20 protein-coding genes are annotated in these 23,054 nt (G+C 62.0%); 12 read left to right on the forward strand and 8 right to left on the reverse strand.

Going from position 1 to position 23,054, the window contains the following annotated elements; translation table 11 throughout:
* The first annotated feature begins 367 nt into the window (after positions 1 to 367).
* From QWI75_RS19320 to QWI75_RS19330, 3 genes are all read left to right on the forward strand, one after another.
* Entirely contained in the window at positions 368 to 1,321 is a 954-nt protein-coding gene (locus tag QWI75_RS19320) for a hypothetical protein (protein WP_289270862.1), read from the forward strand.
* An 84-nt stretch (positions 1,322 to 1,405) separates the two neighbouring features.
* A complete protein-coding gene (locus QWI75_RS19325) occupies positions 1,406 to 1,582 on the forward strand; it encodes a hypothetical protein (RefSeq protein ID WP_289270863.1) in 177 nt (58 codons plus the stop codon).
* A gap of 55 nt (positions 1,583 to 1,637) precedes the next feature.
* The gene (locus QWI75_RS19330) at positions 1,638 to 1,805 is read left to right on the forward strand and encodes a hypothetical protein (RefSeq protein WP_289270865.1); all 168 of its coding nucleotides are present in this window, start codon (positions 1,638 to 1,640) and stop codon (positions 1,803 to 1,805) included.
* Between the two features lie 137 nt (positions 1,806 to 1,942).
* On the opposite strand, the gene clpX is transcribed toward QWI75_RS19330, so the two are convergent.
* Complete coding sequence (gene clpX / locus QWI75_RS19335; protein ID WP_289270867.1) at positions 1,943 to 3,220, reverse strand: ATP-dependent Clp protease ATP-binding subunit ClpX; 1,278 nt, start codon at positions 3,218 to 3,220, stop codon at positions 1,943 to 1,945.
* 339 nt (positions 3,221 to 3,559) lie between these two features.
* Here clpX and QWI75_RS19340 point away from each other — a divergent pair, with 339 nt between their 5' ends.
* Positions 3,560 to 3,700 carry a hypothetical protein gene (locus QWI75_RS19340; RefSeq protein WP_289270869.1) on the forward strand — a complete coding sequence of 47 codons (141 nt, stop codon included), beginning with the start codon at positions 3,560 to 3,562 and terminating at the stop codon, positions 3,698 to 3,700.
* Positions 3,701 to 3,866: 166 nt separating this feature from the next.
* Positions 3,867 to 5,516 (forward strand): phosphoglucomutase (alpha-D-glucose-1,6-bisphosphate-dependent), encoded by a 1,650-nt coding sequence (gene pgm, locus QWI75_RS19345; RefSeq protein WP_289270871.1) that lies wholly within the window; start codon positions 3,867 to 3,869, stop codon positions 5,514 to 5,516.
* A gap of 22 nt (positions 5,517 to 5,538) precedes the next feature.
* Here pgm and QWI75_RS19350 read toward each other — a convergent pair whose 3' ends face one another.
* The 5 genes from QWI75_RS19350 to QWI75_RS19370 all read right to left on the reverse strand — a co-directional run bounded on the left by QWI75_RS19350 (position 5,539) and on the right by QWI75_RS19370 (position 13,452).
* Positions 5,539 to 6,891: an MFS transporter gene (locus QWI75_RS19350; RefSeq protein ID WP_289270873.1), complete on the reverse strand. Its 1,353-nt coding sequence runs from the start codon at positions 6,889 to 6,891 to the stop codon at positions 5,539 to 5,541.
* Positions 6,892 to 7,983: a glycosyltransferase family 4 protein gene (locus QWI75_RS19355; RefSeq protein ID WP_289270875.1), complete on the reverse strand. Its 1,092-nt coding sequence runs from the start codon at positions 7,981 to 7,983 to the stop codon at positions 6,892 to 6,894. It abuts the gene before it with no gap.
* Positions 7,984 to 8,727: 744 nt separating this feature from the next.
* Positions 8,728 to 10,893, reverse strand: a complete 2,166-nt coding sequence (locus QWI75_RS19360; protein ID WP_289270877.1) for an amylo-alpha-1,6-glucosidase — start codon at positions 10,891 to 10,893, stop codon at positions 8,728 to 8,730.
* A 94-nt stretch (positions 10,894 to 10,987) separates the two neighbouring features.
* Positions 10,988 to 12,280: an MFS transporter gene (locus tag QWI75_RS19365; protein WP_289270879.1), complete on the reverse strand. Its 1,293-nt coding sequence runs from the start codon at positions 12,278 to 12,280 to the stop codon at positions 10,988 to 10,990.
* 242 nt (positions 12,281 to 12,522) lie between these two features.
* On the reverse strand, positions 12,523 to 13,452 hold the full coding sequence (locus tag QWI75_RS19370; protein WP_289270881.1) for a BON domain-containing protein: 930 nt from the start codon (positions 13,450 to 13,452) through the stop codon (positions 12,523 to 12,525).
* 262 nt (positions 13,453 to 13,714) lie between these two features.
* On the opposite strand from QWI75_RS19370, the gene QWI75_RS19375 reads away from it, so the two are divergent.
* The gene (locus tag QWI75_RS19375) at positions 13,715 to 13,942 is read left to right on the forward strand and encodes a hypothetical protein (RefSeq protein WP_289270884.1); all 228 of its coding nucleotides are present in this window, start codon (positions 13,715 to 13,717) and stop codon (positions 13,940 to 13,942) included.
* 15 nt (positions 13,943 to 13,957) lie between these two features.
* Here the strand turns inward: QWI75_RS19375 and QWI75_RS19380 are convergent, their stop codons facing one another.
* Together QWI75_RS19380 and QWI75_RS19385 are read right to left on the reverse strand one after the other, a co-directional pair.
* Positions 13,958 to 16,102: a S8 family serine peptidase gene (locus QWI75_RS19380; RefSeq protein ID WP_289270885.1), complete on the reverse strand. Its 2,145-nt coding sequence runs from the start codon at positions 16,100 to 16,102 to the stop codon at positions 13,958 to 13,960.
* Positions 16,103 to 16,169: 67 nt separating this feature from the next.
* A complete protein-coding gene (locus QWI75_RS19385; RefSeq protein ID WP_289270887.1) occupies positions 16,170 to 17,120 on the reverse strand; it encodes a DNA/RNA non-specific endonuclease in 951 nt (316 codons plus the stop codon).
* Positions 17,121 to 17,439: 319 nt separating this feature from the next.
* Between QWI75_RS19385 and QWI75_RS19390 the strand changes: the two genes are divergently transcribed.
* The 6 genes from QWI75_RS19390 to QWI75_RS19415 all read left to right on the forward strand — a co-directional run bounded on the left by QWI75_RS19390 (position 17,440) and on the right by QWI75_RS19415 (position 23,022).
* Positions 17,440 to 18,765: an NTP/NDP exchange transporter gene (locus tag QWI75_RS19390; protein ID WP_289270889.1), complete on the forward strand. Its 1,326-nt coding sequence runs from the start codon at positions 17,440 to 17,442 to the stop codon at positions 18,763 to 18,765.
* Between the two features lie 149 nt (positions 18,766 to 18,914).
* A complete protein-coding gene (locus tag QWI75_RS19395; RefSeq protein WP_289270891.1) occupies positions 18,915 to 19,808 on the forward strand; it encodes an N-acetylmuramoyl-L-alanine amidase in 894 nt (297 codons plus the stop codon).
* 26 nt (positions 19,809 to 19,834) lie between these two features.
* Positions 19,835 to 20,131 (forward strand): DUF4062 domain-containing protein, encoded by a 297-nt coding sequence (locus QWI75_RS19400; RefSeq protein ID WP_289270893.1) that lies wholly within the window; start codon positions 19,835 to 19,837, stop codon positions 20,129 to 20,131.
* 290 nt (positions 20,132 to 20,421) lie between these two features.
* Entirely contained in the window at positions 20,422 to 21,504 is a 1,083-nt protein-coding gene (locus QWI75_RS19405) for a hypothetical protein (protein WP_289270895.1), read from the forward strand.
* A gap of 4 nt (positions 21,505 to 21,508) precedes the next feature.
* The gene (locus tag QWI75_RS19410) at positions 21,509 to 22,897 is read left to right on the forward strand and encodes a toll/interleukin-1 receptor domain-containing protein (protein ID WP_289270897.1); all 1,389 of its coding nucleotides are present in this window, start codon (positions 21,509 to 21,511) and stop codon (positions 22,895 to 22,897) included.
* A complete protein-coding gene (locus QWI75_RS19415; RefSeq protein WP_289270898.1) occupies positions 22,894 to 23,022 on the forward strand; it encodes a hypothetical protein in 129 nt (42 codons plus the stop codon). Before QWI75_RS19410 ends, QWI75_RS19415 begins: the two co-directional genes overlap by 4 nt.
* The last annotated feature ends 32 nt before the right edge of the window (positions 23,023 to 23,054 follow it).

Genomic DNA, 23,054 nt, shown 5'->3' on the forward strand with positions numbered 1-23,054 from the left:
ACCGCCTTGGTCTACAGGTGGTAGCCATGGTCCTCCGCGGAACAGGAATCCGGCGGGATGACCTGATTGGGTGTCTCCATTCCCACACCCCTGTTCTCTCTCTGTTCGAGCACAGCATCGCTCGTTTCACTTCTCTCTCAGCCTTTGAAATCATCGCGTTAGGCATCAGGTGCCGCAGGGACCGATTCCAATCGGCGCCAAGAGTCCGTCACGCCCGTTCCACGTGTTCGATTCGTCTCGTACATCGCCTAGGAGGAATTCAACTGATGGACTATCGGCTTGAACCGCCGTGGAAAGGCCCTCGGGTGAAACGACTGGTCACGCGTCTGCCGCGTGAAGCCTTGCCCGATGGGGGAAGGAGGGTATTATGGAGCGCCATTACGACGTCAACGATCTCGCGGTAGCCATTGGGTTGGCGGCGACGGTGTTCAGTGGCTACCTGTTGATGACTGCCGCCAACGGGACCTTCCAAGCGGCCCCACCTCAACAAGGGGCAACCTCCCAACCGACCGGCATTCTGGCAAGCATGGTCTGGCTCCAACCGGCGCTGGGCCAAGCCATCCTCGATCAATCTCTTCTGGAGCGCGACGGCCCCCGCGCGATTACAGAAAGCGCGACCAACCTCTCGCGCGCGCTCGTGGCGCAGCACCGGTTCGGCGCCGCGCCAGAGAATCTCAGCCAGATCGTCGAAGACAAGGCCGCACGCATGAAGACCGACCACGAGGGCCGGGTGCAAACGGTCATGGGCCGCGCGATCGTGAACTTTTCCCAGCGCGGGTGGCGGAGCGGCTTGGTGCCGTCGGGATTCGAGCCGTCGGAGTTCAACAAACGGATGATCCATGCGACGGAAACGATGGGCCGGCGATTGGATGGCGAGTTCTCGTCGGTTTGGCAGCCGACCCTCGGCCGGATCATCGTGGACACCAGTCGGGAATTGACGGCGCTTGCCGCACAGATTCAAGAACGCACCGGCCGGGCCATCATGCAGGTGACGCAGGCTCAAATGCGGTATGAAGACGCACGGGCGGCCAATCAATACCAGTTGGCGAGCGTGACCACCGCTATCAGGCGAACGACCCAGCTCGCCGAGCAGTTCGAGCGACTGGCCGTGGCCGATGGAAGGACCGGCGAACGGATGGCCAGATTGGCCGAGCCGCGATCCTGGCCGGAGATCCCGGTCGGCTACTTTATCGCGGCCAGCGCGGCCTTGCTCGGCATCTTCGGCGGCGGACTGGCCTTCAGGTCAGGACGGGCGGAGGAGGAGACGGCCGCTGACATGAAGTTTGAGGCTCTGCAGCGGGTGTACAGGAAGATTGCGTGAACGGAGGAGCATAGGAGAAAGCGACCGGGAAGGATCAACCGGACGACACGGAAGCGGTGTCGTCCGCGACAAGCGAGGTGCCTTATGTCCTGGGGCTACTGGGGAATTGTGGCCGGTCTGCTGACCATGGTGGGGCTCTTCTTTGTCTGCATGGCGATTCTCTATCCCGCAGAGAAGGAATCGTCTCGCCTGTCGAGCGATCTGAGCCAATCGACTGAGCCGGCGACACAGGGACACATCAGAAGCCGGCATGCCGCGTAAATACGAGCGGCGCGGGATAGCATTCCGATCGATTCCCGTCGTGGTGAGGTGTCACATGGTCGAGATCATTGGTCTCGCGACGATGGTCGCGCTGATCTGGTTGCTGGATTGGTCGATGGCCGGGGAGAGCGACGCGGAGCGCAGGCGGCTCGCCGCCTCCGGCGAGGGAGGCTCCCTGACTCCTTCCGCTTCCGGCGAGAGCCGGAGACGGCAAGCGGCCTGATTCGAGGCTGTTCGTGGCCTGACCGCCCGGGTGGGTCAGAGCCAAACGATGCGGTCGCGACAATGTCCCTGCCTGTTTACGTGCCTTGGCAGCGGGGGATTGGTTTGCAACGAGGATGAAGCGGCTGATCAACACGTCTACGTGAGGATTCTAGGCTGGCTGACTCCCGCAATGACGTCTTCGGTGATGACCACGGACTTCACGCCGCCCATCGCCGGCACGTCGTACATCAGATCCAACATCACGTCTTCGAGGATCGTGCGCAAGGCCCGCGCTCCGGTCTTCATGAGGGCCGCTCGGCCGGCGACGGCTTTGACGGCGGCATCGGTAAACTGCAACTCGACCCCTTCCAGTTCGAAAAGGGCCTGATACTGTTTGACCAGCGCATGGCGCGGCTCGGTCAGGATGCGGATCAACGCCGGCACGTTGAGGTCCGCCAAGGTCGTGAGAATGGGGAACCGGCCGACAAACTCCGGGATGAGACCGAATTTCAGCAGGTCTTCCGATCGCACGGAGGCGAGCAGATCCGTGTGGCCTTCGATCTCCTGCACCGGCACGGCCGCGCTGAAGCCCATCCGTTTCGGCGCCGTCCGTTGGGCGATGACCTGATCCAATCCCACGAACGCTCCGCCGCAGATGAAGAGAATGTTCGTCGTATCCACGCGGATGTACTCTTGCTCGGGATGTTTGCGCCCGCCTTTCGGCGGCACGTTGCACAGCGTCCCCTCGACCAGCTTGAGCAGCGCCTGCTGGACGCCCTCCCCCGACACATCACGCGTGAGTGACGGGCCTTCCAACTTGCGGCTGATCTTGTCGATCTCATCGATATAGATGATCCCGGTTTCCGCGCGGGCCACGTCATAGTCGCAGGACTGCAACAGCTTCAGGACAACGTTCTCCACGTCTTCCCCGACATAGCCGGCTTCGGTGAGCGTCGTCGCGTCGGCGATGGCGAAGGGCACGCGAAGGATGCGGGCCAGAGTCTGGGAGAGCAGCGTCTTCCCCGTCCCGGTGGACCCGATCATCATGATGTTGCCCTTCTGCAAGTCGACGTTGGTGAGGCGCTCCCGATTCAGAATGCGTTTGTAGTGGTTGTGGACCGCGACCGAGAGGACTTTTTTCGCGCGGTCCTGCCCGATGACGTACTCGTCCAGCGTGGCCTTGATCTCGGTCGGCTTGGGGACCACCATCGGTCCGGACGGCGGCGCTCCGGGCGTCGCGCGCTCCTGCGTCAGCGAGGCGGACCAGCGCTGCATGCATTCATCGCAGATCAACAACGGCGCTTTGGACTGGCAAGCATCACAGGTGTAATGGGTGGGGCTGGGGATCAGGTTGCGGACGGCGCCCTCCTGCTTGCCGCACAGCGCGCAGAGACGCTCGCGTCGGTTCGCCGGGTTTCGCGTTTGCCAAAACACCGCCATCCCCTTGGTGACGATCGGCCGCGGAAAGAATGACCACGCAATCTTATGTCCGATGAAGGCCGAATCGCAAGAGCGTTTCTAGCAGGCCGGCCGATCGTTCGTATCACCCGGGTGGGGACGCAGATCGAGCTTCGCTTGCCAGCGGATCAATCGGGATCAGCCCCACCGGCTTGGCCCTTCGCTCGACCCGCCCCTCCTTTGAGGGGCCTTCGTTCACCGCTGCTTGCTCCTCAATCCCACGAAAGGCCGCGGCTCTCTCCCTTTGAGGACTATCCCGGCAAGGCTACCCTCAGCTAGCGTGGAGCCTCGTTTCCAACCTGCCAGGAGGAGCCGATGTCTGAATTGGAAGAAGCCGGACTGGTGATGAGCATCTTGGCGCTGCTCGGCCTTGCGCTGATCGCCGAAGGGCCGATCGAAGCGACTTGTGAGCGTATTGTGGATTGGTTGCGCGTCAGGCGGTCGCCTAGCCGATAACGGTCCGCGCGGCGCCTCGCCGGCCCTCGCTTCGGTCTCCCCCGCCCAACCCTATCCGATCCTTCGTTTGTCATAAAGTCCCTTGTTTCGGATCTCCGGCCGCACTATGATCGCGCAAGCCGGTTGTGCTTGATCCGAGAGCAGTGTCCGGCTCTTCTACGCGCCTATGGCCATCCATCCGCAAGCCGGGAAGCCGGCTCCACCCGACCTGTTGATCGACCCTGCCGCCCTGCAGCAGGCCTACTACGCGGAGAACCCGGACCCTGGCGACCCCGCCCATCGCGTCAGTTTCGGGACCAGCGGCCACCGGGGCTCGGCCCTTCGGCAGACCTTTAATGAAGCCCACATCCTGGCCACCACGCAGGCCATCTGTGAGTACCGGCAACAGGAACGGATCAGCGGGCCGCTTTTTCTGGGCCGGGACACCCATGCCCTGTCGGAACCGGCCTTTCGCACGGCTATTGAGGTGCTGGCGGCCAACCGCGTGGAAGTCATGGTTGATCGGGACGACGGCTTCACGCCCACCCCAGTCATTTCGCATGCCATTCTGACTCACAACCGAGGCAGGCAGACGGAACTGGCGGACGGGATTGTCGTCACCCCCTCGCACAACCCGCCTGAGGACGGCGGCTTCAAGTACAACCCGCCGAACGGCGGCCCGGCGGACACCAACATCACAAAATGGATCGAGGAGCGGGCCAATCGGCTGTTGGCCGACGGGTTACGAAGCGTGGCGCGGATTCCATACGAGCGGGCGATGCAGGCCGGGACCGTCCACCGGCACGATTACGTCGGAACCTTTATCGCGGACTTGGTCCATGTCGTGGACCTGCCGCGCATCCGCGAGGCGAAGCTGACGATCGGGGCGGACCCCCTCGGCGGCTCCCTGGTGGGCTATTGGGAACCGCTCGCGGACCGGTATGGCCTGGACATTCAACTCGTCAACCGGTCGGTCGATCCGACATTCCGGTTCATGCCACTCGATTGGGACGGAAAGATTCGGATGGACTGTTCCTCGCCCCACGCGATGAGCGCGCTCATCGCGCTGCGGGACCGCTTCGACGTGGCCTTCGGCAACGATGCGGACTCCGACCGCCACGGCATCGTGACGCGAAGCGCGGGCTTATTGAATCCGAATCACTACCTCGCCACGGCCATCGCCTATTTGTTCACCCATCGGCCTCAGTGGCCCGCGACCGCCGCAATCGGCAAGACCCTGGTGAGCAGCAGCTTGATTGACCGGGTGGCGGCCTCGCTGGGCCGGCGGCTGGTCGAGGTGCCGGTGGGCTTCAAATGGTTCGTGCCGGGGCTTCTGGATGGATCACTGGGATTCGGCGGGGAGGAAAGCGCTGGCGCGTCGTTTCTCCGGATGGACGGGACCGTCTGGACGACCGACAAGGACGGCATCATCATGGATCTGCTGGCAGCCGAGATGCGCGCGGTGACAGGCAAGGACCCAGGCGAATTGTATCGAGACCTGACGAAGGAACTCGGCGAGCCCTGTTACGAGCGGATCGATGCGCCGGCGACGGCCCGTCAGAAACGAATTCTGCAGAACCTCTCGCCTGAGCAGCTTCAAGTCAGCGAATTGGCTGGAGATCCAGTCCTATCGGTGCTGTCGAAGGCCCCGGGCAATGGAGCCTCGATCGGGGGAGTGAAGGTGGTCACCCGCCACGGCTGGTTCGCCGCTCGCCCTTCCGGGACGGAGGAGGTGTACAAGCTCTATACCGAGTCATTCCGCGGCCACGACCATTTGAAACGAATCCAGGCCGACGCGCAGACAATCGTCCGCCGCGCCTTCGAATCTGCATCGTAACGACTCGGTACGAAACCCTCTCTTACGCGGCGAGGGCTTCTCCTTCCTGCTTGCGGTCGCCGGCCGGGTAATGGACCCGGCTGCACCCGGCTGCCACGCAGGCGGTCACCAGCAACACCAGCCCGATGCCGACCAGGCAGATGCCGGGGCCCATGGTATCGGCAGCCCAGCCAAACCCCGCCATCCCCGCCATCGCCGAGGCCATCCCCCCAGTGCTGAAGGTCGTGAACACGCGGCCTAAGAGCGGTTCCGGCGTCAATTCCTGCAGAACTCCCCACACGATCGGCATAAACAGCGCTGTGCTGCCTCCAATGATGACGATCAGGCCGGTGGCCACGAGCGGAGTCGGGAGCATGCTCAAGCCGCAAACCGCCACCCCTCCCACGGTCATGGAGCTGGAGATCATCTTGAATCCATTGGCAGTCGCCTGGTGCTTTCTCGAAGCCAACCAGGCTGAGCCGGCCAGCATGCCGATCCCCAGCGAAGACCAGAGCCATCCGAGTTCCAACGGCCCCACATTCAACGCCTGCTCGGCAAACACCGGCAACATGAACACAAAAGCGCTGACCCCCAGACTGTAGAGCGTCGCCGTCAACATGAGCGCCGTGATGGTCCGATGTTGAATGAACACAAACCGGAAGCCGGCCAGCAAGTCTTCCCGGAAAGACCGTTTCGCCTCCGATACCGGATCGGCGGCCGCGCGAATACGCATGCGGATCGGCATCAGGCAGAGGGCGGAGACCAGGAAGGTCGCCGCATCCACGTAGAGCACGTTCTGCGCCCCGATCAGGACGATCCCGAGCCCGCTGATCGCCGGACCGATCAAGACGCCGATATTGGCAGTGCCCTGAAGCAGGGCGTTCGCGCTCGTGAGCTGCTCTCGCCGGACAATCTGGGGCACCGCCGAGGCCAAGGCGGGGCCAAAGATCATCGAGACCACCGCGACGCAAAACACCAGGACGTACAACCGCTCCAGGGTGAGCAGATCCAAGGCGTAGAGCCCGGGAATCAGCATGACCAGGACGGCTCGAAGCAAATCGACCACGATCATCGTCGTTTTCGTCGGCAACCGATCCAGATACACGCCGATCACAGGACCGAGCACCAGCGGCGGCACGGTCTGCAAGAGGCCGATGACGGCCATCTTCAGGGCCGACCCCGTCATCTGATAGACGAACCACAGCAATGCGACTTTGCTGAGGCTGTCGCCGATCTGCGACGTCAGTTGCCCCCAGAAGAGCAATCCGAAATCCCGCGTACGGAGCAGCAGCCACCCACCGCCCTTGGAAGCGGACTCCGGCTCGGCGGCTGGCTCAACGGTCTGTGACGGCCCCTGGTTCATCTTGTCCTTCCTCGCCTGGGTCTCGATCGCCATTTAACGCCCCACCAGCGACACCGAATGTCGGCCGTTACTCGGCTGCACCTCCGCGGTCACATACCTGGCCTCAATTAATCGCTCATAGCACTTGACGTAATCCTGCGCCATGCGCCGCGCGGTGAACCGCTGGTCGAACGCGGCCCGGCAACGGGCCCGGTCGATGGAGTCCACCCGGGTCACAGACGCGGCCATTTCCCCGATGTTCTCGGAGATGAACCCGGTCACGCCGTCTTCGATGATTTCCGGAATCGAGCCGCGGCGGTAGGCCAGCACGGGCGTGCCGCAGGCCAGGGCCTCGATCAACACGAGCCCGAACGGCTCGGGCCAGTCGTAGGGGCAGACCAGGGCGTAGGCCTCGCCGATGAACTGATTTTTTTCTTGGTCCGTGATCTCCCCCAGGAACTCCACCAACGGGTGGTCCATGAGCGGTTCCACCTTGGCCTTGAAGAAGTCCCGGTCGGCGGGATCGACCTTGGCGGCGATCCGAAGGGGCATACCGACGCGCTTGGCGACTTCGATCGCCTGCTCGGGGCACTTTTCAGGGGAAATACGCCCCAAGAAGGCCAGGTACTTTCCGGGCGTCGGATGGTATGAGTACAGGTCCTCCGGCAACCCGTGATGGACCGTCCCGAGCCAATTGGCCCAGGGCAATGGCCTCCGCTGCGCATCCGAAATTGAGATCAACGGCATGTCGGAAAATTCACGAAAGACCGGAGCGAGCTCGGGAAGATCCTGCCGTCCATGCAAGGTGGTCAGGACCGGAGTGGCGCTTCGCCGAGCGACAGGGAACCCGAGGAAGTCCACATGCGAGTGAATGAGGTCAAAGGTTCCGGCGGGGGCGCCGAACCCCCGTTCCAACAGCATCATCATCGGAGCGTCCCGATTGAAGATCCCGCTGTTCAATCGGAGGGCCTGCGGACAAATCGATTCCAGCCGCGCTTGGGTCACAGAATCTCCGCTCGCAAAGAGGGTGACATCATGGCCCTGGCGAACCAGTTCTTCAGTAATATAGGAGACGATCCGTTCGGTCCCTCCATACCGTTGCGGCGGGACACTTTCCCACAGTGGTGCGACCTGCGCGATTCTCATAATTCGGTTTTCCTCCTCGACGAGCTGGATGACGATGCGTGATGTGCTTGGCGGTCCACAGTATGCGGCGTCGGTGGGCAGATGCGCGTCAGGCCGCTCGACTGGTTCTTCGGACTCACCCCTTTGCCACTCCATTCACTCGGTCACGTTCACACTGCACTGCAACACAACTTCTCTTTGATTTTGATTGGCGCCTCTCGCTATGCACGAGCCGTACCCTGTTCGATCAGTTGATGCGAACCGTGGAATAACGGAGGGTTAGATTTTTGCTCCATCACGTGCCGCCGCTTCAGCAAACCATCCGCCTATCCGAAACTCCGTCTCATCTGTCCTCGCTGTCTCGATTCTCTCGGAGGGGGCACCAACGGATCCTCTACGCTGCGTCACATTACGACGCAGAGAGACCCCACACAATGGACAAAATCCTCGTCCGGTGATGAAGAAAATCAACTGAATGGAAGGCTCATCGCACTGGATGGTTTCTCATACAGGCAGGAGCTTTGGCGTGCCTCTCTCCGAAAAATTTGCCGTAATCATACAAATATCAATAAGATACATCCATGCACCCGTTCTCGACCGCCAAGGCCATCCCTCATGGCCATAGGGGAAAGCAAACACTCCAATTAAGCCTTTGAAGTCCTTCCGACAGCTCGACTTTACAATTTTCTTTGCATGCGGCGAGGCGGGGACCCGGCAGGCTTCGGAGAAGATGCTGCGAGGAGTGGCGCGAATCCGGCACCGTGGCTACTTGACGATCACGATGTCCACTCCGCCCTCATTACGCAAGGCTTCCACTCGAACCGTATCCTTCGATCGCGTCAGCACGAGATCCACGGACATGGCGCCGACGCGCAGATGGCGAAGATGCACTTCGCGCAAAAATTCCGGCAACAGCGGACGATGAAACACAATCCGATGCTCCGTCGCCCGCACCGTGAGCCCCAAACAGGCGGCCAGCAGCAAGAAGACCGAGGCCGCGCTCCAGGCTTGCGGCGAACAGGCCACGGGGTACAGGCTGGGACCTTGGCCGGGCCGGCGCTCGAACCCGCAAAACAATTCCGGCAGCCGATGCAGATCGAAATATTGCGAGGCGTCGAACAGGGCCCGCAAAATCTTCACCGCCGCGTCGGTATGCCCGTAGCGGGCCAGCCCCATGGCGATGATCGCATTATCATGGGGCCAGACCGACCCGTTGTGGTAGGACATCGGGCTGTATCGCGCCTGGTCCGCCGCTACCGTTCGGATCCCCCATCCTGAAAACAAGTCTTTCTCGACCAACGATTGCACAAGCCGCCCCGCATGCCGGTCCCCGACAATCTCGGTAAAGAGACAATGCCCTGGATTGGACGTCTTGACCAGACAAGGGCGCTTCTCGCCGTCGAGCGCCAGCGCGTAACTGGACAGGTGATCGGACCAGAACGCCTGATGAAACCGCTGCTTCAATACCTCGGCCTGGCGGAGCAAGACGGCGCCGGTTTCCTTCTTCCCCAACGCGGACGCACAGGCCGCCGCGCTGCGCTTGGCCGCATAGACATAGCCCTGCACCTCACAGAGCGCGATCGGCGACTCGGCCATCCTGCCGTCGTCGTGAAAGACAGCATCGTACGAGTCCTTCCATCCTTGCTGGACGAGTCCGCGCGACGAACGCCTGGCATACTCCACAAATCCGTCCCGGTCCGCATCGCCGTAGGTGTCGATCCACCGCATCGCCGCGTCGAGATTCGGCCAGAGCGTTTCGATGAAATTCCGATCGCCGGTCCGTTCGAAATAGGCCCCCGCCAACATGATGAACAACGGCGTCGAGTCCACGCTGCCGTAATAGGAACCGAACGGCACCTCGCCGAGGGCGGCCATTTCCCCCTTGCGGCTCTCGTGCAGGATCTTGCCCGGCTCCGCATCCTGTTCCGGCACCGTCTCCTTGGCCTGGGTCGCGGCCAGATAGCCGAGCACCCCTTTGGCGATGGAGGGATTCACCCAGAGATACTCCAGCGCGGTGATGATCCCGTCCCGCCCGAAGGGCGCGCTGAACCAGGGCACTCCCGCGTAGGGATAGGGGCCGTGCGGAGTCTCCGACACCATCATGTGGAGATCGCGCCGGGACCGATCGAGCCACTCGTTGAACCAATCATGGGACGTCACGATTTCGCAATCCTCGCCCATGCGGCTGGCCAGGTCATGCTTGGCCTGTTCCCATGCCTGGTGATAGCGCCAGACGGCCGCCTTCTGCTCGGCTTGCTCGCAGCGGACCGCCAACGTCAGCGACACCTCTTCTTTCGGTTTCAACGAAAGATCGAAGCGGGCCTCCGATTCGGATAGGGCCTGCGGGGTGGGGTGCCAGTGCAATCCGGTGCGGCGGACGACCCCATCGAGCCCTTGGTAGAGCAACTGCACGCTGTCGGACTTGACGATCGAGCGCAGCCGCTTGCCTCTGCGCCGCCGACGCACGCCGCGCACCTCGAAGATGTCGACGAAATCCGCGTCGAATTTCACGGCGAGCGAGATCCGAGCCGGGTCGACGCCGTAGTTCACCAGGCGGAATTGCTCGTGGCACCCGCCGCCCCAGAGAAAGGCCGAGCGAAACAAATGGAAGGTGCCCCGGCGGGCCCTGGCCTGGTCTTCCAGATCCAAATCGGTGTTCGTGAGATCCACCGTGAGCACGATATTGTCCTCCCCCACCGCCGAGCTGAGTAGGATAGGACGGGCGCCTCCCACGAAGACTTCGAGACGGGAGAGGTGCCTGGTGCCGTCATGGTAGAGGCCGTGCGAGAACTTCCCGACCGGCTTGATGTCCCCGTACCGGTCGAACACCGCAAAGGAGTCCCCCTGCTTGAGCACGTGCGTCCGGTTATCGACGAGCGACGAGTCGGCGTGAATGTAAAACTGATCCTTGACGCGGATGATCGAATCCACAGGGCGCCCCTTCCGGCCATGAGACCGATGATGACGGCGAACCGGTTGAGCCGGCGCGCCTCTTGCCTTTCCCGACCCCTTGCGCCGGCCCCTGTCAGGTTCGCGCGGCGACATCGCTCCTCACCCAGCGGGAAAACGTGGCGGCGACGACGGCGGTGGCAAAGAGCACGAGCCCGATCCCGGCCAAGCTGATCGGTTCGCCGAATTCGCCGGTCACCCATCCGAAAAACGTGAGGCCGCCGATGGCCGCCGTCATGGCGCCGGTCGAATACACGGCCAAGGCCCGGCCGACCATGAAGGGCGGGGAAAGTTCCTGCAAGACCCCCCAGGCAATCGGGGTCAAGGTGCCAAGCCCCCCGCCGATCACGCACATCAACGCCCCGGCGACATAGCTGTTGGAGGCCCAGACCAGCATCAGGAGGCAGCCTCCGCTGATGGCGCTCGCCGCCGTGATCACGCGAATCCTCCGCTCAAGACTCCACTCGCTGATCCAGATCAAGGCGACCGACACGGCCAGCAGGCCGACTCCCAGCGCCGACCAGAGATATCCGACCTCGACGGGGCCCAAATCGAGCAGCTTGCGGCCGAACACCGGGAACAGGGTCGTGAAGGCGCTCGTGGCGAAGGTGTAGAGCGACGCCGTCAAGGTCAGAAACAAAATGGTCGGCTGCCGGAACAGGGCGAATCGAATCCCCTCCACCAGGTCGGAGAGCGTCGAACGCACGACACCCTGGCTCTGGTCGGTCGCCGCCGGAGGCGCGACTCGGATCCGCAGGAAAAAGAGGGCCGAGACCAGATAGGTGACGGCATTGAGACAGAGCACATCTTGCGAGCTGAGCGCCGCGATGCCGAGGCCGCTCAAGGCGGGCCCCATGATGACGCCGAGACTCGTGGTGCTTTGGAGCAGCGCATTCGCGGCGGTATATTGCGCCGGCGCGACGATGGAGGGAATCGTGGCAGTCAAGGCCGGCCCGAACAAGGCTGTCGCCACGGCATGGAGAAACACAAGCAGGTACAGCCGCTCGACCGTAAAGCTTTCCACCGACATCCAACAGGGGATCAGGCCGATCAGAATGGCACGGCTGACATCGGAAGCGATGAGCAGCGGCTTCTTCGGGAGCCGGTCCACCGCCACGCCGATCAACGGTCCCAGGACGATCGGCGGGATCGTCTGCAACAGGCCGATCACGGTCGTCTTGAGCGGCGACCCGGTCACCGCATAGACGAACCACAGGAGCGCGAGCTTGGAGATGCCGTCGCCGACCTGCGAGACCGTCTGCCCCCACCAGACGTAGGCGAAATCCCGAGAGAGCAGCCAGCGACGGCTGTTCACCGCCGGTTGGGGGACGACCCAGGGACTATCTGCTCTGGCCCATCCGTTCGGCATCAGAACCTGTGTGCTTCGTGACCCATAACCGCATCCGCCAGCTTCTATTCCTTGTCCAAGGAGCCTGTCCGGCATCGACCTTTCTACTGCGGCGAAGGATGCACCGGCATCTACTTCGTTCTCGGCCCCGAAAAATCCTCAACGTATTCCAGCGAATACGCCTCCGGTTTATCGTGGCCTGCGGCCTTGTATCTGCCAGCGCCTGCTTCGCCTCGTCACGAACGGCAATGTCGGGCAGGCTCCTAGTCTTTCTCTTTCGTCTTGGCCGGTTCTTTCTTGGGTTCTTTCACCGGTTCCTTCGGCAATTCTTTCGACGATTCTTTCCCGGATTCTTTCGCCGGCTCCTTCTCCGGCTCCTTCTCTTTGATAATTGTTCCGGCCAAGTGCACCCCGGCCGTGTTGACGGCCTTGACTCCCGGAACCTGCCTGGCGGCCTGAGCCGCTTCAAGGGCAATCACCTGGAATCGGGTTTCCCCCTTGAGCGAGACGATGCCGTTTTGGCAGGTCACCTCGAATCCCGAGGTCTTCAAGGTTTCGCTGCGCGCGAACCGGTCCTTGACGTACTGCGTGATCAGTTCGTCGGCGTGCTTGGCCAGGGCAGCCTTGACATCGGGCGTCGCCACCAGCTTGTTCACCACTTCCTTAATGGAAGGGACTGTCTGGACGACCTCCGTCGCGGCAAGCTGTTCCTCCGCGCTCGCGACCTTGCCAGAGAGCACCGCCCTCGCGCCGTCGATTTCCACCTCAATCTCATAGGGAAACAACCGCGGATCGGCCATCAAGGCCAGCTTGGCGGTCAGAATGACCGACCCCAGCGCCTTCTTCGCCGGCTCCTCTGGCGGCTCCGGCGGAGGCGGCGCGGCTGGCGCCGATCCCTCTCCCGACGCCGGGTGCTTTTCCGCCGAGCCGGAAGAGGCCTTCCCCTCACTCTCCTTCTGACTGTCCTTTTCTTTGTGGCTGTCCTTCTCTTTCTGACTTTCCTTTTGATGCGAGGCAGCCGGCGGTTCCTTGGAAGCGGCGCCGGCCGGCCCCTGATCGGCCGCCAGAGATCCTGACGGACTTCCCGCGATCAACAGGGTCAGGAGCGCCGCTGCGACTCGGATAGAAAACCTCGCGCCAGTGACATGACTCTGTGGCGGCGCATTATCGTCCAAACTTGGCTTGGGGCTCATCTTCTCTCTCCCTCGGCGCGGAGTCCAGCAGAAGCGCACATGATGATAACGGGATCGTCTCGATGAAGATGCTCTCTCCTGAGCGCAATGACCCAATTGTGCGGGATGGTCTCTCTTACCACAGATGACGTATTGAAACCTACCCTCGCCCCGCCATGACGAGGAAGCGAATCTGGCGGACCAGCGGCACCGGGCGGACCAGTCCGCCGGTGCCGATTGGCCATATGCGTATCTTCAACTAATGTGACTGTATGAACTAGAGATGGCAGCCTTCGGCGTGCCCGTCAACAATAAGACCGCGCCGGACGGCCTGCCGAAGGACAGGCCCGCGGAGGGGCAGTTTTGTGATCCCCATCGAAGTCTCACGGCGCTCGCGGCGGAAGATCCGATCCTGTTCCGCCGGAATGCCACAGGCGCGGCCTCGACGGGTTCCGCACGAGCGGGAGCGGGGGGCCGAACCCCCCTGCTCCCTGGAGATTCAACGGATTGAGCAACACACCCTCTCTCATGAATGGCGGGCCGGCCGTGAGGACGCGCGCCGGCCGCCCGTCCTCGTCATTCGACCCTTGGCGGCTCGCCGCCCGCGACTCATGCCGCGATTCAGTGAACCGGCATTCCGCGCGGCCTCCGCCTGCGGCCCCATGGAACCGAAGACCAATTCCAATCCCCACTGCTTGAGCGTCCCTTCATCCCGGGCTTCGACATCCTGAATCTTGAGCATCCAAGTCCCCTTGAGACTCCTGCCTTTCCACGGCGCGAGCGCGGCGGTATCCAGCATGTCGTAGGTCCGTTTGATGTTCTGCGCCGCGCCTCCCTTCCGATCATGCAGAACGGCTTTGGCCGGGGTCAGACCCGCCGGAGGCATGAGCGTGACAACCAGATCCCCGATATACGTATGGGCCAGATCGAGGTGCACGATCAGATTTTCGACCGGAGTGGCGTCATTCACGTCCAGCGAGACCGTGATGGTTTGGAGATCCGGCACCGGCTCGTTGAACGTCCGGCTGATGAGCACGCGGTTCTGCTCCGACGGCTTGGCGAGTTTCACGGCGGTTTCGGCGTTGAGCCGACCATAGCCGTAGAAGCGGCTCCATCCTTCCGCCGTGTACTGGCCGCCCTGCGGATCGATCTTGTCACAGGATTGCTTGAGAATCTCCCGCACCTCCTGCCATTTGAGATCGGGATTGACGGACAGCACCAGCGCGGCCACTCCCGCCGCGCCCGGACAGGAGCTGGACGTTCCGCCAAAACTGTTCGTGTAGTTGCCACGGAGGTCGCCGTCGGCGGGTTTGCCCGGATTATAGCCCGGAGATCCCGCACGGTCTGTCGTCCAAATGCCCGTGGTGAGCGGCGCCGGATGCTGAAACGGCGCGTGGCCCATGTCGCTGCTCGGGAACGAGCACCAGATGGCCTTTCCGAAATCGCTGTATACGCTGCGCTTGCCCCGGTCGTTGCAGGCGGCAACCGCGACGACGCGCTCGTAACTGGCATACCCGTCGTTGTCCACGCTCTCGTTTCCGTTCCCGGCTGCAAACAGGACAAGACAACCCTTGCCGCTTCGCCCCTTGGTCGTCGCATAGTCAATCGCCAACTTGGTGCTGGCCGGGAGCGGAACTTTCTGATGGTGTCCGGGATCGTCCGGCTTCCACCACCGCCCATCGGTCGGGCCCCAACTGCACGAAATGACATCGGCGCCGTGATTGGCCGCCCACTCGAACGCCTCGGCCTCCTGCTGGGAGCCCAGCGCCGAGTTCAGACGGATGGGAATCAGCTTGGCCTTCGGAGCCACCCCGGAGGCGCGCTCAACCCCGGCCGCGCAGGCCACTCCCGCGCAGGCGGTCCCGTGATTTTCTTCGAACACCACATCCTTCGGCCTGGGATCTCCGTTGCCGACCGTGGCGTCGCGCGGGGCAAGGACCTTTCCCGAGCCGGCGAATTCCGGATGATCGATGTCCACCCCGTCGTCGATGATCGCGATGACGGCCCCCTCCCCCATGGTGATCTGATGGGCCGCCTCGACGTTGGCGCTCGCCGAGACCTGGGTGCCGTTGACCGTGGTGGTCTTGAGATGCCATTGCTCGGCGGCAATCGTCCGCCGGCCTTTTGGCCGGACGAGCTCCGGATGACAATACTCCACCTCCTTGCGATTCAAGAGCGAGGCGGCCAGATCAAAGACCTGGGTCCCTGTGCCTTCCGGCGCGCCGACGAAGAAGGCGTTGGCGGCGTAGGTCAGCTCTTTCTTGATGGTGAGACCGGCTTCCCGGATCACGTCCCGACAGTCCTCCGGGTCCATATCATCGACAAACTTAATGAACAGGTTTTCCGTGTACAGCACCGGCTCCCCGGATTTCTCATCCACCATGACGCCTCCGGCAAACCGCACGTCGGAGGCTGCGCGGATCGCTTCCTTTCGACTCTCCAAGGACCTTCGCCCCGGTCCAGGGGGAACTCGATAGACTTCGACGCCGGCTTCCGGAATCGTAAAGATAAGATGTCCGTCCGCCACTTCCCCTGAGGCGGGAGTTGGAACGGCTCCGGACCTGATGGATCGGGTCGAGCGTGTTCGGACCGCGATCAGATCGTCGCTCTTGCGGAGCACGATGGGGGGTTCTGTCTTTCTGCCAAGTCGCACCTGTGTGAGGTCAGGCATGGCGGTCCTCCTTTGCTCGTGTGTGGAAGATCATGGATCGTTCGATGATCAAGCCGCGCGCAACGTCTCAGATTCGAATGTCTTCCCAGGATCGGATCTCGGCCCGCATCGCCCGCCTGGTTCGCCCCTCCTCGGTGGTGAAGCCGTCATAGTGCTTCAACGGTCCAAAGTCCAGGTTCGTCAGATATTCGATCTGGCCGATGCTGACCTGATAGGTCTTGTATCGGCCGAAGCCGAAGACCCGTAACTGCTCAAGCAACTCCGATTGGCTGATCATATAGGCCGTGGCCGACTTCCGTCCGTCGGAGATGACCGCGATCACCTTCCAATATTCCCGCGGCAGGCGCACGCCGCGATATTCCGGATCGTCGTCGCGCAAGATCGGCCCGGTAAACACGGTGACCTTCAACTTGTGCGCGCGGCTGTTCTGCAAGATATAGTCTTCAAGTCCCAGCCAGGTTTTTTGATTGAACTTTTCATGCTGCGGAGAGCAATTGGTGAAGTGAAAGGTGTCCTCGTTCGCGACGGCCGCCTCATGCGTCTGGCCCCACACCGGATCTTCGCGCCGCACCAAATGCCCGCGATCCAATTCGTTCCTCGCATAGAGGTCTTCCCCGATCTGATACTCCCGGTCCATCCGCGGATCGAGGCTCCAGCGGTCCTGGCCGCGTTTGATTTTTTGAGAACGCCGGCCGTCGATGTTGCAGGCGACATAGAGGGCGAGCCGTCGAGACTTCGACATGACGACGGAAAAGTGTTCGTACTTGAGTTCCGTTCCGCATCCGTTCAGCAGCGGGGCGACATCGCAGGCCCGGACCCCGGTCGGTGTCGGGTGGGGCACCGCGAACCCATGAAGAAATTGCGCGGAGTATCCCGTTCGCCCGGCATAGTCGCGGACGGTCCTTACGATGGGAGCCCGATCGGCCTCCTCCATGTCGCGGAGAATGGCTCGGGCCTGCTCGGCCAGTTCGCCCAGCGTTTTCATCTGCTCAAGCTCGGTTGGATGGGTTGCGATCATGGCTCCTTCCTTTCTCGACACACCCCTGCGCAATTGCAGGCACGAACAACATTGAGGGCCGGCAGGGACAAGTTCGGATATCCTCACGCGCAGGGCGCCGCGCCGGGGACCGCCGATGAGGATAAACCTGCAAACTGCCCGCCACAATAGTGAAGCCCGAAAACTCCGCAAAAAACATAGAGAGAACAGCCCGGTTCTTGAGAAAGGCGGCGTATCTCTTCCGATACCCTTCCCGTATCCATCTCGATACAGACCCGCGTCTGTGCACGTTGCCACAGCCGCCGCCTCCGGCTATAGTCACCGACCATCCGCCCCATCAATGACGCAGACCGCCGCCTCGACCCCATCTCCTCTTCTGTCTCTGCTGCGCCGGCTGGTCTCCATCGAGCACCAGGAAGTCAGGGCTCTGCTCTTGTCGTTTCTCTATTTCTTCGCGCTGCTCGCTTCCTATTACGTGCTCCGGCCGATTCGCGATGAGATGGGGGTCCAGTCCGGCATGCGGACCTTGCCATGGATGTTCTCGGCCGTGTTTGTTTCGATGCTCGCGCTGGTACCCCTCTTTGGCTGGCTGGCCGGCCGGCTACCGGTCCGCCGGCTCATTCCCACGGTTTATCTGTTTTTCGCCTCCAACCTGTTGTTGTTCTATCTCGCGCTCACGACCGGCGCCCCCCGCTCGGTCGTGGCGCCCGTGTTTTTCGTTTGGGTCAGCGTGTTCAATCTGTTTGTCGTCTCCGTGTTTTGGAGCGTGATGGCGGATCTCTACTCCACGGAAGCGGCCCGCCGCCTCTTTGGTTTCATTGCGGCCGGCGGCAGCGCCGGGGCCGTGTCCGGTCCCCTCTTCACAGCACTGGCAGTGCCGATGATCGGAATTGCCCCCTTGCTTCTGGTTTCGATCTCGTTGCTGCTGGCGTCCCTGGCCTGTTTCTTCGCCTTGACTGGGGCCGTCCCTGCGCATCAAGCCAATCAGAAGGGGCTTCAGGACCGCCATCGTTTGGAGCTGACATCCAGCACCCCGCCCGGCCTTTTGGTCGGCATCACCAAAATACTCCAGTCTCGTTATCTTCTTTTGATCTGCCTGTATCTGGGCTGCTATTCGGTCCTCTCCACGTTGCTCTACAGCCAACAGATGGTTCTCGTGCCCCAAGTGCTGGGCAATCCCGAAGAGCGCACCCGGCTGTTTGCCCTGGTCGACTTTGCCGTGAACGGCCTGACCGTCTGCGCCCAGGTGCTCTTGACCGGCCGGCTCCTGACGGGGCTGGGGGTCACGGCGCTGCTCGCGGCGGTGCCGGCCTTCAACCTGATCGGGTTCGGGCTCTTCAGCGTCGCGCCGATCCTGCCGGTACTGGTGGCCTTCGGCATCCTGCGGCGATCCGGTGAATTTGCCATTACGAAACCGACCCGCGAAACTCTCTTCACGGTCGTCGCGAAGGAAGAAAAGTACCAGTCCAAGAACGTCATCGACACGGTGGTGCACCGAGGCGGAGACATGGCCAGCAGTTGGGTGGCGACAACGCTGCAGGCAGCCGGCTTTTCCATTTCCGAGATGGCGCTCGCGGCCGTGCCGATTGCGGGGCTGTGGCTGGTGAACGGCCTCTATCTCGGACGAAAGCACGAGGAGCTTCGGCGGTCTTCCGGCCACGAGTGATCGCCGACTCCTTGCGTCGGAACATTGTCTCTCTCCCATGAGAGACCGGCGGCTCCCCTTCATCGTGACGGTCATACATTCGATGCGGCTTGCCGCGACAGCCCCAAGATTCGTATCCTTGCTTCTCCCTCGTCGATAAGGAGCGCCCGATGCCGAGACCTCGCACAAGACGAACGCCTCGCCGCTCACCCGGCACCGGTTCGCTCGCGACCGATGCTCCTGATACTTTCACCTGTCGCGACCATCGATTGGTCGGCCCGGCGGTGACCTATCGAGAGACTCCCAACCACGGCGGTCCGATCACGCCGCGCTACCTTGTCTTTCACTACACGGCCGGACACAGCGCCAAGGACTCTTGCGATTGGCTGTGCAATCCCGTTGCGCAGGCTTCGGCCCATCTGGTGGTGGGCCGGGACGGCACGATCACGCAACTGGCGCCGTTCAACATCAAGACCTGGCATGCGGGCACCAGCCATTGGGAAGGCCTCACCGGACTCAACGAATATGCCATCGGCATCGAAATGGATAATGCGGGCCGGCTGACTCGCACGGGAGACAGGCTCACGGCCTGGTTCGGCGAAACCTATCCGGCCTCCCAAGCCGTTCAGGCCAAGCATAAGCTCGATCAGGAACCGGCCTGGTGGCATACCTACACGCAGAAGCAGATTGAGACCGCGCTGAAACTCGCTTTCCTGCTCGTCAAGGAATATGGGCTGACGGACGTGCTCGGCCACGAGGACATCGCGCCCGAGCGCAAGCGCGATCCGGGACCGGCCTTTCCGTTGGAGTCGATCCGGTCGCGGGCCCTGGGCCGAAAGGGTGAACAAGACGAACGGTGCCGCGTCACGGCCGATTCGCTGAACATCCGCAAGGGACCGGGCGCCGAATATGACCTGGCCGCGCCTGCCCTGCGCAAAGGCACCCTGCTCCTCATCTTGGAAAAGGGCGCACGCTGGACGAAAGTCGAGGTGGACGGCCAGGGCGACCTTGAGGGCTGGGTCTCGAACAAGTACATTGAGCCGGTCGCAACTCACCCCTCCTGAAGCCACGAAGAGGAGGCCGACGCCGCATGAACCGACCACGCCTGTTTCTCTCGGCGGTCAGCGAGGAATTGCGAACCGCTCGCAAAGACGTGGCCGCCACGGTCCGCACACTCGGATTCGACCCAGTCTCCCAAGATGATTTTCCCACCGGCCAGGGCGAACTCGGCCAGTGGCTGCGCCGGCAGCTCGATTCTTGCGAGGGGGTGATCCAGCTTGTCGGCCGGGGGTACGGAGCCGAGCCGCCGACGGTCGATCCAGCATACGGCCGTCTCTCCTACACCCAGTTCGAGTTGTTGTATGCGCACATAGACTCCTACCGATAACGCCGCGCCATGCCCGTTGCCTTTATCCGCTTTCTCCTTGAGGCCAGTTCCATCTGGCCTTGGGGGTAATGTGAATGGCTCTACAAGATGTTGCTTGGCAACACCGGTAACATTTGAGACGACTCAATACGAGTCATTGCTACGCTCAGTGCACACACGCTATATTAACTTCGCACAGCAAGAGCCGCGCTGTCTCCATCACCATACTCCCATGACGACGCGCTCTGGGAGTTTGTCGACCATCGCAACCCCGGCCACTCCACAGCCGCCCACCAAGATCTGAGTTATGTATGACTGAAGATCCCATCGTCGCAATTGTAGGAAACGTGAAAACTTCCCTTGACGCACCTGCAGCCGCCGAGGCGCTCGGACGGGAACTTGCCAAGGCCGGGCTTCGCATCCTTGTTTACTCCAGTGGCGCCGACTTTCTGGAAGGCCGCATCGTAAAGGGGTATGTCGCAAGCCGCTTGGCTAAACCTCGCTCGATTCAGGTCCGTTATCCCTTGCACGGAGAAAAGCCCGAGTTCCCCGAGCAGCAAACCAATGGCGAGGTGTTCGACTGGCGGCCCGATCACAGCCAGAATTGGGAAATGTCGTTTTACCAGTCGTTGAATGAGGCAAACGGTATTCTGCTGATGGGGGGCGGCGATTCCACGATGATTGCCGGCGTGGTTGCTATGGGCCACGGAATCGCCATGCTTCCACTGGCGGCGTTCGGCGGCGCCGCCTCGAAGGTTTGGGAGTCCCTGCGGCCAGGGCGAGACCTGCCCAGCGCTGATGAGATTTCGTTGATGGCGCGTCCTGGGTGGTCGGATGATCATGCGGCTGAGTGCGTCAGAGTGATCAAAGACCAGCTCGCCCGCAAAGCCGAATTGGTCAGGCAGCGCCGTATCGAAGAACGCCGAAAGGAGGTTTCCGTCAGCTTGCATGCATTCTTTGCCCTGTTAGTCTTCGTCGTTGCCGTGGCTGCAGTCCCCGTCGCGTTGGCGTGGACCGACATCCCTCAATCTCTGTTGGTTTCTCTTTTGTTCTTCTCGCCACTGTTGGCCGGAGTTGCAGGTTCCACCATCCGCCTCGTGTTTGACGCCAGTCAGGGTTCCACGCCTGTAACCACGCAAACCACACTTACGACCGTGGCCATGGGGCTGATCGCGGGCGGAGTCGCGGGGCTGCTGTTCATCACGGCCCAGATCACCACCGCGCCTGCGACAGGTGGGCCAAATATCGTCTCGCCGGAGCAAGCCAAAAAGCTCGTGCTCTTCGGAGTGCTCATTGGATTCGTCGCTGGATTGACCCTGGATGCGGTGTTCCGTAAGCTCATCTCCACTGATGTCGTCAATGTGAGCGCCATAGAAGCGAGGAAAGGCCCCTGATTCCGTGGCAGGCCCGAGCAGATTCGCGGTTTACTTCAGCCACAGTTGGCGTCCGCGCGATGTTGAGCTGAACCTCCAGGTGTGGGAAGAGCTGGTCGCCGACTGTACGCTGCTGGTGGACGTTCCAGAGGAACCCGGAGCCGATCCCCCCTACTACATCAATCGAATCGAGGAACTCCTCCGGCGAACCGATCTGTTTGTCAGCATTCTGACCTACCGCGATCCCCGTGAGGCCGCACCGGTGGCCGGCGGCGCGGACTTACGCTGCTCGCCCTACAGCCTGTTTGAGATTCGGCTCGCCGAACGAGCGGATACCCCGCGACTCGTCCTGTACGAACGAGGCACGCGCTTCTGGCCTCCGGAGACGATTCGACCCTGGGAAGGGTACATCGAATTCGTTTGCGGAACCAAGGAACGCCGCATCGAATCGCAACAATGGACGACCGTCATCCAGGCGAAGATCCGGCAGTGGAAAGCCTGGGCGGCGAACCACCGCCGGCCGGTGAGCTACGAGCGGTCCAGAAGCGCTGCCATCCTGGTGGGCGCCTCGCTCTATGAGGGAGTCGGCGAGGCGCTCCAAGGCAGCTTGCGGGCTGGCGGGTACAAGCCCGTCCGTTGCAACCCCGAACGGCAAAGCAGCGGTGAGGTCTTTCGGCTGCTTCACGAAGCCGGGCTGGTCCTGGCCGAATTTGGGACGCGCGATTCCCGATTAGAGCAGGTGTATGCCGCCGCGCACGGTTTGGGATTGCCCGCGATTCGCATGCTGTCCGCGGCATCCGAGCCAGACGGACTGCCGTGGATTCTGAAAGGAGATCCGGGCGGGTTTGAGAACGATATTGTGAGGTGGAGCAAACCAGAGGATGTTCTAGATTTGGTCGCTCCTCGTATCGCCGCCATGGATCGCCTTAGCGAGGCACTCAGTGACGTCGACGGGCTCGACTACCTTCAGTCGAAGCGCTACGCGCGGTTTTTCGTGTTTATCAGTCACACGCTGAAAGGCTCCGACCGTGTACTCGTGGAGCAGATCTACACGCTTCTCAAGGCAAAGCACGTGATTCCCTTTGAGTACCATCAGGTCAACGCCGCCGGTATCGATTGGAAAGTAGCTTTGGATGAGTCACTCAAGAAGACCACGCATTTCGTAGCCCTGCTCGACTCCACCTACGAGCAGTCACCAACGTGCGAGTATGAACTCCGCGAGATTCTGAAGCGGAGAAACGAGGTGACGATCCTGCCCTTCATGATCGCCGGCAGGGACAAGCCGAACCCGGACCTGACGGATATGCACAATGAACTGCTCTCAAGTCAGGATCCCTCCGCAAACGCTGGAATTGTGGTTCGGCAGGTCATGGGCGCACTTGACGCCACTCTCAGCCGGTCCAAACAGATGTGAGCCGTAGAGCCCAGACGCCGCGCGGCGTCGGCGGTCCCGGCGGCGCTGCCGATATGATCGAACAGGCCAAGGCACGAGGCGCCAAAACCATCATCATCGATACGAAAGACGCGTTCGGTCTCTGACATCAGAGAGTCGGCCAGGCTGTCGCCAAATA

This window comes from Nitrospira tepida (genome assembly GCF_947241125.1).
Classification (GTDB): Bacteria; Nitrospirota; Nitrospiria; order Nitrospirales; family Nitrospiraceae; genus Nitrospira_G; species Nitrospira_G tepida.